Origin of the sequence: Streptomyces sp. MUSC 14 (assembly GCF_001866675.1) — a bacterium.
In the GTDB taxonomy this organism is placed as follows: domain Bacteria; phylum Actinomycetota; class Actinomycetes; order Streptomycetales; family Streptomycetaceae; genus Streptomyces.
Window position 1 is genome coordinate 83,721 of record NZ_MLYN01000070.1, and the last position, 16,211, is coordinate 99,931.

Consider the following 16,211-nt stretch of genomic DNA (forward strand, 5'->3'; position numbering starts at 1 on the left):
GTCCTCGGTGAGTCCCTGGGTCAGCCCGTGCTTCGCCCGCCACAGCCGGTAGCCCTAGGCGAGGCTCCAGCGGCCCAACTCGCCGACGTAGTCGAGCTGGTAGCGGTACAGCGGATCGGGGGAGTCCTTGCGGGAGTTGAGATGCAGCAACCCGCGGTACTTCATCGACACCGGGCGCTGCGTGAACGCCGTCGTGTTCATCCGCCTGAGACGGGTGTTCATGGTGCGTTGCGCCAGGAACTGCGCCTTCCTCGACAACGCCGCGTACAGCACGAGCTTCGCCAGCCGGCCGTACGACGTCGGCGCGACCGGGAAGTCGGACAGCAGGTACACGTTGTGCGGGTCGTACTTCGGCGTCGAGAACGCGAACGTCCCCACGACGACCCCGTCCACGAGAACCGCGAGCGCCATCGTCGGCGTTCCGGGTCGGATGTTGTGGTTCATGTACTGCGAGCGCAACGTCGCGAACTGCCCCATGCTCAGCGGCGCCAGAGACAGCCGCTCACCCAGCCGCTGACCGGGCACGAGCTGCGGTGCCCTGACCATCTCCAGCCGCTGGCTGGGTCGTACGATCCGCGACCGCGCCACCGATGAGTACACGTTGATCGGCAGCCCGCGGTTGGCCGTCTGCACCTGACCGCGCAGATACGGAGCGAGTTCATCGACGTCGAAGTGCAGGCCAAGGACCCAGTGAGGCCGGTCGGTGATGCGCTCGATCAGGGTCTGCTTCGCCGCGTCGTCCAGCGTCGGGTACTCCGGTGCCGGCCACTCCAGGTGCGCATCGAGGGCGGCGAACTGGGACTCGTAATCCCCAGCGAAGAACGGAGGGAACGCCACCACGGGCGCGTCCGCGGGCACCCGCTCGGCAAGCCACTGGTTCACGTCCAACGCCGCGTACGAAGCAAGACGGAGCGGCAGCGCCTCGATCTTCGCGACCGTCTTCGCGTGCAGCTCGGGGAACTGCTGCCGGTACGCGGCCAGCATCCGCCCGTAGTACGGGTGGTCGCCGCGCCCGAACCATTGGAAGAACCTCGACCCCAGCAGGACCACCGCGAGCGTCCCGGCTCGGCCGTCGAAGTACGGGGCCAGCCAGGTCAGTTCCTCCGCCGACTCGGGCCGGATGGTGATCGGCAGTTCCTGCCCGGCCAGGTACCAGCCGATCGCTGACGAGTACAGCTGCACGTCGCAGCCGTGCAAACGGAACCTGGCGTCGTGCAGGACGCGTTCGATGGTGAAGTTCCCGGAGCAGCCGACATAGATGTCCTCGGCCTGTCCCGCCCAGGTGGCGGCATGCTCATGAATGATCGCGCGGAGGTCGGCGGGGATCGAACCGTGGAACAAAGTGGCCTCCCCTGCACACAGCTGGTCGAGAAGGATGCGGGCCCGAAGGGGCAGGGGGCTGGTCCTGCCGTGCCGGGCCGCCCGGTAACCAAGAGGCGCGGGGGACGCCTGGAGGGGTTGATTCCGTAAGCGAAGCGGCTCCGCACCACATACCCGTGCGGACGCATCCTCGAGCGCCAGGCCCGACTCGAACGGGCTCCTCCCCGCCGGGGGCGGGGCGTGCTGCCAGGTGCACTACCAGCGCGCGGCGGCACCCGCCCCGAAGGGCGGGCCTCACCGACACGTGAACGCTATCAGACTCTTAACTGTCTCCACAGATGCAGACACTATGGAGCAGCATCAGCCGCAGACGAGAACGGCCCCGCCAGCGGCTACTCGTCCGACTCGACGAGAGTCATCATGTCGATCGTCCCGTACGGGCACGGCTCCACCGGAACCGTCCGCCGCGCCGTGGTCGAACCGGCGGAGCCTCGAACAATTCGCCCTGGCCCGGCGGGGCGGACCTGGGCTCCGGCTGCTTCTCGAAGTCCTCCCGCGTCATGTCCACCCAGCTCCGACCGCGTTCCTGCTTCTGCTTCTGTCCGCTCACATCAACACCCCCTGCTCGTACGCCGGCCCCACCGGACCGAGCTCCCTCACCTGCGCTCCGGCCTTCTCCTGCCACCAGGCCGCGAACATTCGGCGATGGCACCACTCCCCAGTCTTGGCCAAGTCCTCGAAACGAAGCAGCACCAAGCGCAGGTCGCTGGCAGTGACCGCGATCTGCTGGAACCGTGCCGCGAGTGCCTCGACGCCATGCCCGTCCAGCTGGGCTCGATACGCCGCCTCGAACTCCGGCTGAGCCCATGCGAAGTACGTGCGATTGGGCGCCAGCTCTGGCAGCCGGTGCCCCAGGGAGTACGGCAACGTCCACCGCGGCGGCGACAGGGTGATACGCACCGGCACGCCCATCCCAGACTCGAAGCCCTGGTAGCGGTACGTGAACAACTCGAACATGCTCCTCCTTGCTCAACCGGACTCCCGCCGCGCAGCGTGCAGCCGTCATCAGGCTCCCGTGCCTCACGGCCTCCACCTCAATCCGAATAGGTCGATGATTTAATTCTATCAGGATTGATCATTTCATGTAATGTTTCATTTATCATCGAGGCGTGGAAAGAGACCCGCAGGCTCCCCGATCCACCCCACCTTCACCCCACTTCCGCCCCACCCTCCGCCCCGTGGCCCGCCCCCCCGTCTCTGCGCGTTCACCGTCGACGGCCTCACCTTCGGTGGCGCCATCATCGAGAGCGGCGCCGACTCCCACCGCCTCGTAAGCACCTGTGCACGGTGCCGCTGGCCGACGCGGTTCGTCTTGGCCAAAGCGAGCCGCGTCGTCGCGTGGTCGCTCCCAGGGTGGCCGTTCATACCGACCGCGGCCCGCTCTTGCAGAAGCCAGACTTGCGGGGTGCCGTCGAGCACGCTCGCGATGGTGGAGCGCACGGCATCGCTGGCCTGCTGAGCGATGCCCTCGGACATGACCACTGCGAGGCGAATGCTGGTGCCCGGTCCGCCGAAGGCGTCGAACTCGACTGCACCGATGGGTAGCGCCACCGTCGACACATTACCTACGCACACCTTGAATATGACCGTTCCTTGACTCGCCTCCCCTAGGGTCAGAAGCCGCGGTTGCGAACCGGGGGGAGACGACAGCGATGGGTGACGGCAAGGTCCCCGGCAAGGTACTGGACATCAAGACCGCCGATATCAAGGCGGCAGCGCCGGCCTTCCATCAGGGGGCCATCGATCTAAGCAAGGCCCTGACCACTCTCATCAAGACCCTGGACGGCCTCGGCGAGCCCTGGGGCCACGACGACCAGGGCAACCAGTTCGGCGGCGTCTACAAGCCGAACCAGAAGAAGATCGAGAGCGCGGCGGGCATCCTGGTGCTCGGCCTGACGAGCATTCACGAAGCCATGGTCGACATGTCCGACGGACACGTGGACAACGACAAGCTCGTCGCCGGCATGTTCACGGAAATAAAGACCCACAAGCAGAGCGACGGTGCCGGTGAGCATTGAGTCCAAAGCCCGCCACATCCTTCTCGACATGGGCCTGTGGTGGCCCGAGGCCGACCCCGACAAACTGCGAGCCGCGGCCAAAGCCTGGCGCGCATTCGCCCACTCGGTGGATGACGTCCGCTCCCCGGTGAACCGCAGCGCGTCCGGGATCATCCACAACAACACGGGCGAGTCGATCGAGGCGTTCCACAAGTTCTGGAACCGCTACGCCAAGGACCAGCATGGCGGCTGGCTGAGCGACCTCGCGGAAGCTTCGCGGGACATGGCCAACGGCTTGGACAAGTTCGCCGACGGTATCGACGACGCGATCAACAAGCTCTGGACGCGGATAGCCATCGACGCCGCCGTGATCGCGGGTGGCGTAGCCCTGGCCATCATGACCGCGGGCATCGCCTCCGGGGCGGCGGCGGCAGCAGCGGACGCGGTCATCGAGTTCGGCGCCACGATCGGCGTCGGGGTCTCCGCAGTGGTGGCCGACATCATCGGAGGTGCCTTCGCCGGCGTCGCGTTCGGCGGGGTCGAGTCGGTCACCGTCGACCTTGCCGTGGCCCAGCCGCTGCAGATGGCGGCGGGTCTGCAGCACGGCTTCAGCCTGGACGAGGTCAACCAGGCTGCGAAGGACGGCATGATCTTCGGCGGCGCGCTTGGGGCGGGCGGTGGCCTGCTGAAGGCGAGCATGGAAGGCGGTCTCGCCGACAGCACCCCGCTGCTGCTGCGCCCGCCGTCGCTCCGCCCGGACCTGGTCGATCTGGGCACGGCGGCCCGCAACGCCGACGACACGCCGTGTGTGGGCGAGCCGATCGACGTGGCGACCGGCGCCATGCTGATGACGCAGACAGACCTCACGCTGCCAGGCAGTCTGCCGTTCCAGTTCACCCGCACTCACCTCTCCTCCTACCGGGGTGGCGTCTGCTTTGGCCCGACCTGGATCTCCACTCTCGACGAGTGCCTCCAGATCGACGGCGAGGGTGTCGTCTTCGCCGCTGCCGACGGCATGCGCCTGGTGTACCCGGTGCCGGAACCGGGCGTGTCGACCATGCCGGTGAAGGGCGCCCGCTGGCCCCTGGAGTGGGACGGCAAGCCGGACGGCGCGATGACGGTCACCGACCCGGCCACGGGCGTGACCCGGACCTTCGCCGCCCCAGTTCCCTCACCCTCCTTCGGCGTCTTCCACCTGGCCCTGGACTCCTGGAGCGACCGCAACGGCAACCGCATCGACGTCGAACGCGACGACGAAGGCATCCCCTTCGGCATCCGCCACTCCGGCGGCTACTACGTCGCCGTCGACACCCAGGGCCCCCGCATCACCGCCCTGCGCCTGCTGGACGAGCCGCCCTCCCGCTACCGCCCGGGCACCGCGACCGAGGGCACGGTCGTCATGCGTTACGGCTACGACGCCACTGGCAACCTCACGGAGGTCATCAACTCCAGCGGCGAGCCTCTGCGCTTCACCTACGACACGGAGGGGCGTGTCACCCGCTGGACCGACAGAAACGGCACGTGGTTCTCGTACATCTATGACGAGCGTGGCCGGGTGGTCCGTACCGAGGGCGTCGACGGCATCCTGTCCGGCACCTTGGACTACGACGACGCGAACTGCACCACGAGGTACACGGACTCCCAAGGCCGTGTCTCCGTCCACCAGTGCAACACCGAGGGCATGGTCGTGGCGGAGACCGACCCGCTCGGCCACGTCACTATCACCGAGTGGGACGAGTACGGAACCCGACCACTCGCGGTGACCGACCCGCTGGGGCACGCGACCCGGTACACCTATGACGACGCCGGCAACCTCACCGAACTCACTCTGCCGGACGGCTCGGTGGCCCGGGCGGTGTACAGCGCGCTGCGCCTGCCGACGCAGGTCATCGAGCCAGGCGGCGCGGCCTGGCACCACACCTACGACGAGCGGGGCAACCTGCTGACGACGGTGGACCCGACCGGTGCCGAGACCAGATACTCGTGCGACACGGCCGGGCGCCCGACGGCGATCACCGACGCCCTGGGCCATACCCGCACAGTGGCGTACGACCAGGCGGGTCTCCCTGTCGCCCTGACCGACGAACTGGGTCACACGACCACGGTCCTCCGGGATTCCTTCGGCAGGGTCATCGCGGTGACCGACCCATTGGGCCACACCACCCGCATGGGCTGGACGACCGAGGGCAAGCCGGAGTGGCGGGAGTATGCGGACGGCACGCGCGAGTCCTGGACATGGGACGGCGAGGGGAACCTGCGCAGCCACACGGATCCGGCAGGCAACACCACCCACCAGACCGCCGCACACTTCGACGTTCCGGGGACGCGCACGGACCCGGACGGCGCGCAGTACGCGTTCACCCATGACACTGAGCTGCGGCTGACCGGCGTCACCAACCCCCAGGGTCAGACCTGGACGTACCGCTACGACGAGAGCGGGCTCCTCGTCGAAGAGAGGGACTTCAACGGGCGGACACTGACGTACGCACACGACGCGGCGGGCCGTCTGGTCTCCCGCACCAACAACGCGGGCGAGACCCTGCGCTTCGTGTGGGACGCGCTGGGGCGTGTAGTGGAGCAACATGCCCCCATCGGCAGGGCCACGACGTACACGTACGGCCCGGACGGCATGCTGTCCCGCGCAGTGAACGCCGACGCCGAGATCGTGCTGAAGCGGGACGCTCTGGGACGGGTCCTGTCGGAAACAGTCGATGACCGCACGACGACGTTCGCATACGACCCCATCGGACGCTGCACCCGCCGTGTCACACCCTCGGGACTCACATCCGACTGGACGTACGGACCGACCGGTCTTCCCGCCGGCCTGCATTCCCAAGCGGGCTCGCTCGACTTCTCGTATGACGCTGCGGGCCGCGAGACGGAGCGTCGGATCTGCGAAGCCGTGACACTCGCCCAGGGCTGGAACGCCACTGGACGGCTAACCTCCCAGTCCTTGACATCGGTTGTGTCGACTGCCGGAGCGGACAGCCTCCTGCAGCACCGCTCCTACGCATACCGAGCAGACGGCTATGTGACGGAAATACGTGAACTGACGTCAGGTACCCGGCACTTCGACCTTGACGGAATGGGCCGGGTCACGGGGATACGCGCCCTTGGGTGGTCGGAAACCTACGCATACGACACACTGGGTAACCTCGTTCAGGCGGAAGCCCCTGGCCACAATGCCTCCGGTGATCGCGAGTTCGAGGGCACGCTCGTCCGACGTGCGGGAAGCACAGCATACGAGTACGACGTTCAGGGCCGTCTGATCCGCAGAACCCGCAAACTCCTGAACGGTCAGACACGCAGCTGGACGTACACCTGGAACGCTGAGGACCGCCTGACCGAGGCTGTTGCTCCGGACGGTGAGCGGTGGCGGTATGTGTACGATCCGCTGGGCCGCCGCGTCTCGAAGTACCGCGTGACGGAAGACGGATCAGCGGCCGACTGCGTGGACTTCTCCTGGGACGACACCCGTCTGGCCGAACAGCTCGGCCCGAACTCTCAGGTCATAACCTGGGACTACGAGCCGGGCACGCATCGTCCGGTGGCTCAGACCGAGCACAGAGCCTCCTCTGTCAGCGTCGAAGCGTCCTTCCTCGCCCGGCTGGCCGAGGAGTCGGACCCCGATCGCGCGACACGTTTTTATGCCGTGGTGACGGACTCCGTGGGCTCACCCACGGAACTCGTCTCCGCGTCCGGCGTTCTGGCCTGGCAGCAACGCACCACTTTGTGGGGAACCAGGATGCCGTCCTCGGTGGACGACAGCACCACGCCAACGTGTCCGCTGCGGTATCCGGGCCACTACGCCGATCGCGAGAGCGGTCTGCACTACAACTACTTCCGGTACTACGACCCGGAAACAGGCACGTACCTGACCTCGGACCCGCTGGGTCTCGAACCAGCGCCCAATCCCAACAGCTACGTCGACAACCCTCTCGGATGGACCGACCCTCTGGGGCTCGCGCCCTGTGCCAAGGCTCAATGGGAGCAGCGGGCCGACTTCAGCAGTCAGAAGGTGATGAGTAAGAAGTTCGACAGCCATGCGCAGGACTTCGGCGTCAGTGGAAGTCGGAACAAACAGACTCTGTCTCAGTTCCAGCAGGCCATGCGAGACCACATGCTCGCCCCGGATACCAAGATCTACCGGTACGACTACCGAGGACAGGGACAGGCCGTGGGCTTCATCGATCCGACCACACGGAAGATGGTCATGCTGCACAGTGACGGTAAGTTCTGGTCAGCCTGGAAACTGAGCGACAAACAGTTCCAGAGCATTGTCCAAAAGGGCTTCCTTACGTAAGGACCTGCAGTGCCGCAGATCAAGAACCGTGACGTGATCGAGACCGTCCTCTCCGATACAGGGAACTTCCGTGAGGACTGGCTCGCACGTGTGCAGGCCGTCTCGGTTGCTCCGCTGACCGCGCACCTCCCGCTGGGGCGAGACACTGTTGAGCGAGTGGCGGCGGGAGCGCGGGAGACTGGTGCCGCAGCCGTCTTCGGGGTGCCCCTCGACGAGAAGTTCGCCGAGCGGCCAGCGGTCACCGCACCTGCCGAACCGGACGCGCTCCTCGTTGTCAGCGCACAGTGGCCGGAAACGCACGGCTTGTTGCTGGTCGCGGACAATTTCCTGGGGGCTGTGCTGTGCCGAGGCAGCTACGCCCTGGCAGCAGGAAGCCCGGAGTTCATGAGAGGCGCTGTGGCCGAGGGCACTGACAGAGCCCGGGCGGAATTCCAGCGCTACGCTCGCAGAAGCCCCACGGGCGCAGCGGAACTCTCTGTCGTCTCCGGCCACTACCCTCCGCAGACCAGGGCCTTCAAATCGGCTGGGGAAGCCTCCGCTACCAGCCATACCGGACAGCAGATCGATCTGATGCGCTCTCTCGCGTCCCGTTCGATCGACGGCCCCTCCTTCGCCAGACAGTGGCTCGACGAGCGGCGCCGAGCCATGGACGCGGGCGAGCGTCTGGGCGAGGCCATGGAGAACGCGCTGGACGAGGTCTTCTACACGTTGGAGGACTACAGCATCGATCCTGACCTCAGAGACCCAGACGACCTGACCGACGAAGAACTACGGGACCGAGTGGCAGCCGTACTGGACCGTTTGACATGAGCGGCTCCGGGGGCCCCGTCAGCGACCACGCGGCCATGCCCCACTGATCCCTCTGAGCGGAGGAAATCTCTTTCCGTACGGCTGTACCTGAAGTACGGGCTTGGACGCCCTCCTGGGCTCCTGGACCGACCGAGGCGGGGAACGACGAAAGGAACGCCAAGAAAATGCAACACCTCGCCGCTGGGGCACATGGACCGTCCCCGGTGATCGACATCGTCTTCGCCGTGGGAGGCATAGTTTTCCTGTGGTGCGGATTGAGTTGGGCGTTCGATGTGCGGGGGATCACCACGCGCAGAGCCGAACGGATTCACCGCAGGAACCAGGAGACGTGGGCGATGGGCCGTCTCGGCGGCTCTCCGAACCTTTTCGCGTCCATTGGGTACCTGCGGTTCCTGGGCGCTGTCATGGCAGGTGCAGGACTTCTCCTACTCGTCGCGGTGTATGCGCTGTGGCACCTGGGCTGAAGGCAGCGCTACGTGACCGCTCTGGCAATGAAGACCGTCCGCGCAGGACAGCGCTCTCCAGCGGAGCACTTCGCTGTCGCCGGACATGGCCATCGCCAGTACAACAGAAAGCGTCTGGGCCCCGGCAGGGCGCTCAGCCGCACTGCGGAGGACGTCAGGCCGCCGCTGACTCCTCCCGCTCCTGTGCGGCCGCCGCCGTCAGCTTGGCCAACTCCGCTTCCGCCTCGGCCAGCTCCGCCTCCGTGGGCTCCAGCTCCGCATCGCCGCCCACGGCGTTCGCCGTCTCCTCCGGGGCCTCGGCCTCGCCCGGCTCGTCCTCCCCGGTCTCCAGCTCCTGCGGTGCAACCTCCAGTTCGGGACGCACCTCCAGCTGCTTCGCCTCGGACATCGCCTTCGCCTTGCGCGGCTTCTTCGCCGCCTCGGCTGCTGCCTTGCGCACGCGCTCCACCGCGTCCAGGTGCTTGCCGACCTCGCCCTCGAACAGCTCGGCCAGCTCCTCCGGGCTCTTCTTCGCCAGCTCCGCCAGGAGGGTCCCGGCCCGCTCGACGTGGTAGACCTTGGTCCTGGCCTGCTTGCGCTCCTTGGCCTTATCCTCCTTCTCCGACAGCTCCTTGTCGGAGAAGAAGCCCTCCTGCTTCTCCTTCATCCGCAGAGCCTGCGCGAAGGTGGAGGCGTCCGTCTCCGACCTGAAGTCGCCCTTCATGTACGGGGTGACGGCAGCCTTCTGGTTCGCCGTCGACAGCCGCGACAGGTGCCAGGCGAAGTCCGGCTTGATCTTTCCGTCGGCCACCAGCGCCGCGATGTCGGTCGTCAGGTTCAGCAGGTCCATCCGCCACTTCACGTAGTCCGGCGTCTTGCCGAACATCTCCGCGATGCGCTCCGCCGTGTGACCGAACCCGACCAGGTCGGCGTACGCCTGCGCCTCCTCCATGAGCGTCATGTCCGCACGGCCGACGTTCTCGGAGGAGGACGTCTGGGACGCCTTTGACCTGGCCAACTTCCCCGTGTGCCACCGGAGTCAGCGATACGTGATGGTGAAGCGGTCCTCGTCGAACTTGTTGGAACCGCGCCGCGTGGCCGGCTCCACCCGCACCTCAGCGACCACGAGCTGAACCAGCGTGCGCCGCTGCTCGGAGCCCGCCGTCTTGTGCCACCACTCGGTCAGGCCCTCCTCGGTCAACTCGGGGAGTTCCTCGACGTACTTACCGCGCCGCTGCACATCCAGGGCAGACCGGCGCAGCCGGTCCAGTTCCTTCTTCGCGGCCTGGAAATCCTTGACCGTCAACTCGTTCGCACCGAGTGCCTTCGTCAACTCGTCCTTGCGCGATTCCAGTTCGGTCAGCGTCTGGGTCGCCTCCTGCGCCTGCTCCAGCACCTGGTCCCTCAGCGCAGAGAGCTTGCGCAGGGTGTTGGGGCGAGACAGCCTGGCCAGCACGCGGTCGGCCACGTACTCGTCGAGTGGCGGCGCCGAGATCCAGATTTTCCCGCACCCCTCGGCCTCGCACATGTAACCGCGGGCACCCTTGGAGCTGGAGCGTGAGACCAACTCCGCGTCGCACACGTCACACAACGCCGTTCCGCTCGACAGCAGGTAGACGTGCTGGGGGACCTGGCCGCGCTCCTTCTTGGAGAAGTACTTGTCCAGCGCCTCGAACATCTCGCGCGCCTCGGCCCTGTCGTGGCTCAGCAGGGGCTCCGCAGGGCCGTCGACCAGTTCCTCCTCGGCGTTGCGGCGCAGTCCGGCGATGGCGGGGTTGCGGAGGCGGCGACGCAACGTGGTCGGTGCCCACGGGCGCCCGGACACGGTCGGGCCGACTTCCTTGGTCATCCACTCCGCGACGGCGCCGAGCGTCACGTCCTCCTCCTTGAGGAGCTTGCGCGCTGCGGCGGCCAGGTGCTCTGCCTCATGCGGAACCCGGGTGATGCCGTCGTTTTCGTGACCGTACGCCCTCATGGTCTTCTCCAGCCCGATTTCCCCACTTGCGCGACAAGGGTATGACAAGTCCCTCCACTGTCACCCCTGGATGATGTGTACTGGCCTACTTAGCTAGATAAGCCAAGGCGGACCGTAGTGACGTCACGCATGCCCGTCCATCGAGGTCGCAACCGTCGCTCGATGTGTCGCCGAAAAGCAGCATTCCACCAGGTCAACGCCCCTATCCAACTTGCAGCGCCGCCATGCGCAGATGCGCAACACAAAAGATGCAGGTAGGCGGCGGGCGGGCTCCAGTACCGGTAGAGCTGTGGCTGGGTGTACGGAGGTCCGTACACCTCCGGGCGCGTACCCCACGGCACCTCGCTAGCGAGGTCGTGACGTGTTCGACATCACACTTTCAACTTTGCGTACCGCGCCGTCCTTCTGTGGAGACAAAGTCCCGTCGGTCGTTCAGCTCCAGACCGGAAAGCGGGGCGATCGGCGGACAGCCGTGCCCCGCGAGGCGCGCGATGGCTTCGCGGGGTGCTGAGGCGGTCTCTGCTGGAGCCGCGTTATGACGGGCCGACACCCAGCGCCGCCCAGAGATCCGCGGTGACGACACGCTTCACGCCGCCCCACGGATGCACCGGCACCGGGAACTCTCCCGCGTTCACCAATTCGTATGTCGTGTTCCGGCCGAGGCCGAACGCCTTGCCGGCCGTCAGCACGTCGACGGCCACCGGCAGGGCCAGCAGCTCCTCGCGCGTCATGAGGGCATCACCACCGACCTGGCGCGGTGGCTGGCTGGAATGCATCGATCGAGCACGTTCAGGCACTCCCGTTCCGCCCCCGCGCCTCCCGGACAGCCCCGGTTGACTCTAGATTCTCCTCAGGTGGCCGACAAGATCCAGAGCGTTCCGCGGACGCTCAGGCTCTTCCTTTGTCTCCACAGGTGTTTCGCGCGCCCGTAGGCGCGTGCACCTCTGTGATCTAGTAGATCAAGGCAGTCCGGTTGGACGGCGACGCCATAAACGTATCAGGCAATCCATTTGTCTCCACGTATGATCGCAATACTTCAGGGCTGCCCGCACAGCATGGGAGGGATGCGTGTTCGAGGGATCCGTCTACCGACGTTGCACCTGTCGAGTGCCGGTCATGGACGACGAAGGACGTCCGGTCCTGCGTCGCGACGGCCGGCCCAAGACGAAGGAACTCGGTGCATCCTGCCCTGACTTGGGCAAGCGCGACCATGGCAGCTGGTTCTACTGCATCGAGCTCCCACCTGGCCCCGGAGGCAAGCGCCGTCGGCCCCGCAAGGGAGGCTTCCTCACCCAGAAGAAGGCGCAGGAGGCCGCCCAGCAGCTCTGGGACAAGGCCCAGGGCGGCATCGACGTCGACTCCAAGGAGACCGTCGAGCAGTACCTCCTCCGCTGGCTGAACAAGCGCGTCGACCTCAAGCGCAGCACCCGCGGGGACTACGAGGACTTCATCAACCGCATCTACATCCCGGCCCTCGGCCATCTCGCCATGCGCGACCTGCGAACCCGTCACATCCAGGCGATGTTCGAGGAGATCTGGGCCTTCAGCGAGGTCAAGGCCGCCAACCGCCTCGCCGCCCAACAGGCCAAGGCGGAGTGCGAAGCCGCCCGCGAAGCCTGGAAGCAGGCTCCCAAGCCCCGACCGCCCCACCTGCGGGCCCGCTGGAAGGCCGCCCAGGCCACCCTGAAGGTGGCCAACGCCAAGCCCCGCCAGAACACCGGCCCCGGCACGCAGAAGCGGTACCTCGACACCCTCTCCGCAGCCCTCGGTGACGCCGTCAAGGAAAAGCTGATCAGCGAGAACTGCGCGGACGGCGTCATCATCCCCAAGTACCGCAGACCCGACCCCCTCGTCTGGACCGACGAACGCGTAGCCCACTGGCGCAAGACCGGCGAGAAACCAGGCCCCGTCATGGTCTGGACACCGGAGCAGACCGGCGAGTTCCTCGATGCGGCCGCCGAGCATCCGCTGTACGTCATGTGGCATCTCATGGTCTTCCGTGCGCCACGGCGCGGCGAGGCCACCGGCCTGCCCTGGTCCGAGGTCGACATGACCAAGGGTCGCGCCAACATCGTCGAGCAGCTCGTCTCCGACTCCTCCTACGGCGTGTGGGAGGACACCCCCAAGAGTCGTAGCGGCCGGCGCACCATCGCCCTGGACTCCGCGACCTTCGCCCTCATGACGGCCTGGCGCGACGTGCAGAAGGCGCAGCGGGAGGAGTGGGAGCGCAAGTACAAGGAGGACCCGAAGAAGTACGGGCCGTACGTCGACAGCGGCTACGTCTTCACCCAGGCCGACGGTCGCCCCTGGCACCCCGACAACGTCAGCCAAGCCTTCGAGCGCCTCATCAAACGGCTCGGTCTCCCGCCCGTCCGCCTCCACGACCTACGGCACTGCGCGGCCTCCCTGAGCCTTGCCGCCGGGCTCTCCATGAAGGCCATCCAGGCCCTCCTCGGGCACGCCTCGTACTCACTCACCGCGGACACCTACACCTCCCTCATGCCGCAGTTCGAGAAGGAGGCCGCGGACGCCCCGGTCGAGCTGGTGCCCCGCAAGGGAGGGGGGCGGGACTACAACCCAGCTGCCGCCGAGGCGACTTCGGAGACGGAGCCGCAGGCGTCCTCCACCGACGACACCACGGAAGCGGCCGCTGCGCAGCGCCGGAGGCTGTACCTCGTCAGGCCCGACACGCACGGGGACAGCGGCAGCGGTGACCAAGGCGTCGCCTAGAGTTACGTCCCCGCATTGTCCCCGGACGCATGAAAACAGCCCCTCCGGGAATCATCCCAGAGGGGCTGTTCGATACATATGGCCTGGTCAGGCCGCGTGCCCCCGGCAGGATTCGAACCTGCGACACCCGCTTTAGGAGAGCGGTGCTCTATCCCCTGAGCTACGAAGGCGGGGCCTTGCGTAGAACGTGGCTGAATACTCTGAGTGACTATTCGGCTCGGTTGTGGCAAGGGTGGGGACCGTCACCTAGGTGGCGGTCCCTGACAGGGTAGCGGATCGGGGTGGGGTTGGTGGGCTGAGGCTGATGCCTCAGCCCGGTTCATGATCTGCCGGGTGTGTTGCCGCCGTCGCTGAGGTCGGTGGTCTCTGTGCTGGCATCGGCGTAGGTCGGGTCCTCCTGGTAGCGGGCGGCACTGGTGGCGTTCTGGGCGAGGAGGAACCCGGGGACGACGAGGCTCTGGGCTTCGGCGCCGAAGGCGATCATGCGGCGGTTCCACAGGGATCGGTCGAACTGGGAGAAGCCGGCTTCGGTGTCCTCGCGGCCGCCGCAGAGGTTCTGGTGGACGGCGGTGTCGTCGGGGATCTGCAGGAGGTGCTCGGCGCGGTGGAAGCCGGTCTCGGTGTCGCTCTGGCCTTCGTCGCGTTCTCCGGGGGGTGGTGACGCCGACGGGTTCGCGGTGTTCGTGCGGGCCGCGGGGGGCAGAGGACGGTGAGCAGGTGGTACCAGCGGTGGGTTTGGGCGCTGGCGCGGCGTTCTGGTTTGCGGACGGGCAGGGGGATGAGGGTGCTCGTGCCGTTGTCGAGGTAGGCGCGTTCGTGGACTCGGCCGCCTGAGGACCACAGTTCGTGGCGGCAGCGGCCGTAGCCGAGGGCGGCTGCGGCGGCGTGGCGGGTGGGGCGGTCGGTGAACTCCGCGGCCATGCGCAGCTCGACCGTCTCGGCCTCGTCCAGGGGCCGGGTCTCGCCGACCGTGCGCGGCGGAAGGCCGATGTCCCGAGTGGGGTCGGTGTCCATCAGGCCGAGCCGGCGGGCGGTGGTGAAGCACATCCGCAGCACGCTGCGGCGCAGATGCCGGGTGGACAGAGAGGCCGGTGCGATGTGCCCGTGGCGGGTGCGGCCGTGAGCGTCGACGAACTGCGTGGCCAGGGTCGTGTCCAGACCGGTGAGCAGCGGGGCGCCGCGCACGAGGGCGAACGTCTTGAGACGGTGGAGCAGTTGGCCGAACCGGCTCAGGGTCTGTTCGGACATCTCGCCGCGCGCGACCAGACCCTGCCAGGCGGCCAGGACCTGGCTGACGTCGGTGAGGCTCACAGCAGCCGCCTCCACGCGTCCTCGTAGCCCGCCATGAACGCGCGCTGCTGGACACCGGTGCCGAAGGCCGGTGCGACCAGGGACTGTTCGGCGAACTCGCGGCGCACGGACTCCATCCTGGTGTCGAGTTCCGCGAGCGAGGCGGCCGAGACCAGCGCCAGCCCCTGCCGGTTCGTCGTGTTGCGGACCTCCGGGACGTCGTTCACACCGAGCAGGGCCGCGATGCGCAGCTCGTGGATGTCGTCGGCCTCGGTGAAGCGGTCGGCGTTCGGCAGCTTGACGATGGTGCCGCGCGGCAGATGCAGTGACGTCGTCGCCACACAGCGGTCGCTGGGATCGCCCACGGACCCCACCGGCCGGCCGAGCGCCACGTCCACGGCAGCGCCCGCCAGCGAGAAGCCGTGCCTGAACAGCACCGCCTCCTGGATCAGGACGTCACCGACGCGGGCCGCCACCTCGCCGAAGAAGAAGCTGTCACTGGAGCGGTCCAGGAGCAGCTCCATGTGGAAGACGCCGTCGGTGTAGCCGAGCGCCTGAAGCGCCTTGCCGGCGACGGCGCGTGCCTGCGCGCACCCCTCGCCCTCGTCCGTGCCGTCCGCCCGGTATATGCGGAGCGGATCCACGTCCGTCGGCAAAGTGGACCGCCAACTGCTGTGCGAGACCGCGAAATTCGCTGCTACACCGCCGGCTGCGAGGCCAGGTCGGCAACCCTTCTGCCAACCGTCAGGAGGAACGGGCACGCCTGGCGCGAAGGCGGATGGCCGCCTCATGACATGACCTGAGGCTGTCGGGCATGGATGTGTACCGACGGCCGCCTGACCCCTGGGGTGCTTCCGTGTACGCCATCAAGGTCGTCCTGGAGCCGGAAGAGGAATCCCGGAGCATGATGGATCGCCTCTGTGATTCGGCTGCCTCCTGGCCTCGGCGCTGCCCGCAGCCAGGTGCGGAGCACGTCACTCTCGTCTCCGCACCGCCCTTTGTCCTGGCGATGACGTTCATGGCAGCCAGTGTCTGCTGGAAGCGGGGAAGACGGCCGTGGCTGTCTGGACCCACTGGCTTACCCGGATGCGGCCGGCAGCGACGGAGTCGCCCTTGCCGGGCGACGGCGCGAATGATTCTGTCATCGGCTTTCCGGAGGGTTGAGCGTGTACGCGGGCGGCGGGCGGCATGAGACGTCGTTCTCGAAGCAGGTGCCGAGGCGCACCGACGCTGCTGGAGAGCCGGTCGTTGTCCGTCGTCCCGGCCGATGTCCTCCATGACGT

Annotated in this window: 14 protein-coding genes and 2 tRNA genes; 5 read left to right on the forward strand and 11 right to left on the reverse strand. The window is 67.1% G+C overall.

The features are described from left to right. Positions 1–54: 54 nt before the first annotated feature. The 4 genes from BIV25_RS38120 to BIV25_RS54745 all read right to left on the reverse strand — a co-directional run bounded on the left by BIV25_RS38120 (position 55) and on the right by BIV25_RS54745 (position 2,931). Complete coding sequence (locus BIV25_RS38120; RefSeq protein WP_071377125.1) at positions 55–1,341, reverse strand: hypothetical protein; 1,287 nt, start codon at positions 1,339–1,341, stop codon at positions 55–57. Between the two features lie 172 nt (positions 1,342–1,513). After that, a tRNA-Gly gene (locus tag BIV25_RS38125) sits at positions 1,514–1,585 on the reverse strand. 341 nt (positions 1,586–1,926) lie between these two features. Beyond that, positions 1,927–2,337, reverse strand: a complete 411-nt coding sequence (locus BIV25_RS38130) for a hypothetical protein (RefSeq protein WP_071377126.1) — start codon at positions 2,335–2,337, stop codon at positions 1,927–1,929. 135 nt (positions 2,338–2,472) lie between these two features. Then, on the reverse strand, positions 2,473–2,931 hold the full coding sequence (locus BIV25_RS54745; RefSeq protein ID WP_177235552.1) for a hypothetical protein: 459 nt from the start codon (positions 2,929–2,931) through the stop codon (positions 2,473–2,475). Positions 2,932–3,032: 101 nt separating this feature from the next. Here BIV25_RS54745 and BIV25_RS38140 point away from each other — a divergent pair, with 101 nt between their 5' ends. From BIV25_RS38140 to BIV25_RS38155, 4 genes are all read left to right on the forward strand, one after another. Continuing rightward, positions 3,033–3,398, forward strand: a complete 366-nt coding sequence (locus tag BIV25_RS38140; protein WP_071377128.1) for a hypothetical protein — start codon at positions 3,033–3,035, stop codon at positions 3,396–3,398. Further along, complete coding sequence (locus BIV25_RS38145; RefSeq protein WP_143076776.1) at positions 3,388–7,680, forward strand: DUF6531 domain-containing protein; 4,293 nt, start codon at positions 3,388–3,390, stop codon at positions 7,678–7,680. Before BIV25_RS38140 ends, BIV25_RS38145 begins: the two co-directional genes overlap by 11 nt. Before the next feature lie 9 nt (positions 7,681–7,689). After that, entirely contained in the window at positions 7,690–8,490 is an 801-nt protein-coding gene (locus tag BIV25_RS38150; RefSeq protein ID WP_071377129.1) for a colicin immunity domain-containing protein, read from the forward strand. A 203-nt stretch (positions 8,491–8,693) separates the two neighbouring features. After that, a complete protein-coding gene (locus BIV25_RS38155; protein ID WP_071377130.1) occupies positions 8,694–8,954 on the forward strand; it encodes a hypothetical protein in 261 nt (86 codons plus the stop codon). A 154-nt stretch (positions 8,955–9,108) separates the two neighbouring features. Here the strand turns inward: BIV25_RS38155 and BIV25_RS38160 are convergent, their stop codons facing one another. The 3 genes from BIV25_RS38160 to BIV25_RS38170 form a co-directional block, all read right to left on the reverse strand. Next, complete coding sequence (locus tag BIV25_RS38160; protein ID WP_143076777.1) at positions 9,109–9,894, reverse strand: hypothetical protein; 786 nt, start codon at positions 9,892–9,894, stop codon at positions 9,109–9,111. A 78-nt stretch (positions 9,895–9,972) separates the two neighbouring features. Next, positions 9,973–10,908, reverse strand: coding sequence for a recombinase family protein (locus BIV25_RS38165; RefSeq protein ID WP_071377132.1), 936 nt, complete (start codon positions 10,906–10,908; stop codon positions 9,973–9,975). Positions 10,909–11,441: 533 nt separating this feature from the next. Beyond that, entirely contained in the window at positions 11,442–11,639 is a 198-nt protein-coding gene (locus BIV25_RS38170; protein WP_071377133.1) for a DNA-binding protein, read from the reverse strand. A 385-nt stretch (positions 11,640–12,024) separates the two neighbouring features. On the opposite strand from BIV25_RS38170, the gene BIV25_RS38175 reads away from it, so the two are divergent. Next, entirely contained in the window at positions 12,025–13,638 is a 1,614-nt protein-coding gene (locus BIV25_RS38175) for a tyrosine-type recombinase/integrase (RefSeq protein ID WP_071377134.1), read from the forward strand. 97 nt (positions 13,639–13,735) lie between these two features. Here the strand turns inward: BIV25_RS38175 and BIV25_RS38180 are convergent. The 4 genes from BIV25_RS38180 to BIV25_RS38190 all read right to left on the reverse strand — a co-directional run bounded on the left by BIV25_RS38180 (position 13,736) and on the right by BIV25_RS38190 (position 15,572). Continuing rightward, positions 13,736–13,808: transfer RNA gene (locus BIV25_RS38180), tRNA-Arg, on the reverse strand. A gap of 149 nt (positions 13,809–13,957) precedes the next feature. Then, positions 13,958–14,122, reverse strand: coding sequence for a hypothetical protein (locus tag BIV25_RS51645; RefSeq protein ID WP_177235553.1), 165 nt, complete (start codon positions 14,120–14,122; stop codon positions 13,958–13,960). Then, positions 14,119–14,949, reverse strand: coding sequence for a hypothetical protein (locus BIV25_RS38185; protein WP_071377135.1), 831 nt, complete (start codon positions 14,947–14,949; stop codon positions 14,119–14,121). The genes BIV25_RS51645 and BIV25_RS38185 overlap by 4 nt, the downstream gene beginning before the upstream one ends. Further along, complete coding sequence (locus BIV25_RS38190) at positions 14,946–15,572, reverse strand: hypothetical protein (protein ID WP_071377136.1); 627 nt, start codon at positions 15,570–15,572, stop codon at positions 14,946–14,948. The genes BIV25_RS38185 and BIV25_RS38190 overlap by 4 nt, the downstream gene beginning before the upstream one ends. Positions 15,573–16,211: the final 639 nt, after the last annotated feature.

Bases quoted from the DNA above. Each gene is read 5' to 3' on its own strand.
- BIV25_RS38130 (WP_071377126.1), bottom strand. From the start codon at position 2,337: ATGTTCGAGTTGTTCACGTACCGCTACCAGGGCTTCGAGTCTGGGATG.
- BIV25_RS38140 (WP_071377128.1), top strand. From the start codon at position 3,033: ATGGGTGACGGCAAGGTCCCCGGCAAGGTACTGGACATCAAGACCGCC.
- BIV25_RS38160 (WP_143076777.1), bottom strand. From the start codon at position 9,894: ATGACGCTCATGGAGGAGGCGCAGGCGTACGCCGACCTGGTCGGGTTC.
- BIV25_RS38165 (WP_071377132.1), bottom strand. From the start codon at position 10,908: ATGAGGGCGTACGGTCACGAAAACGACGGCATCACCCGGGTTCCGCAT.
- BIV25_RS38170 (WP_071377133.1), bottom strand. From the start codon at position 11,639: ATGACGCGCGAGGAGCTGCTGGCCCTGCCGGTGGCCGTCGACGTGCTG.
- BIV25_RS38175 (WP_071377134.1), top strand. From the start codon at position 12,025: ATGGACGACGAAGGACGTCCGGTCCTGCGTCGCGACGGCCGGCCCAAG.
- BIV25_RS51645 (WP_177235553.1), bottom strand. From the start codon at position 14,122: ATGATCGCCTTCGGCGCCGAAGCCCAGAGCCTCGTCGTCCCCGGGTTC.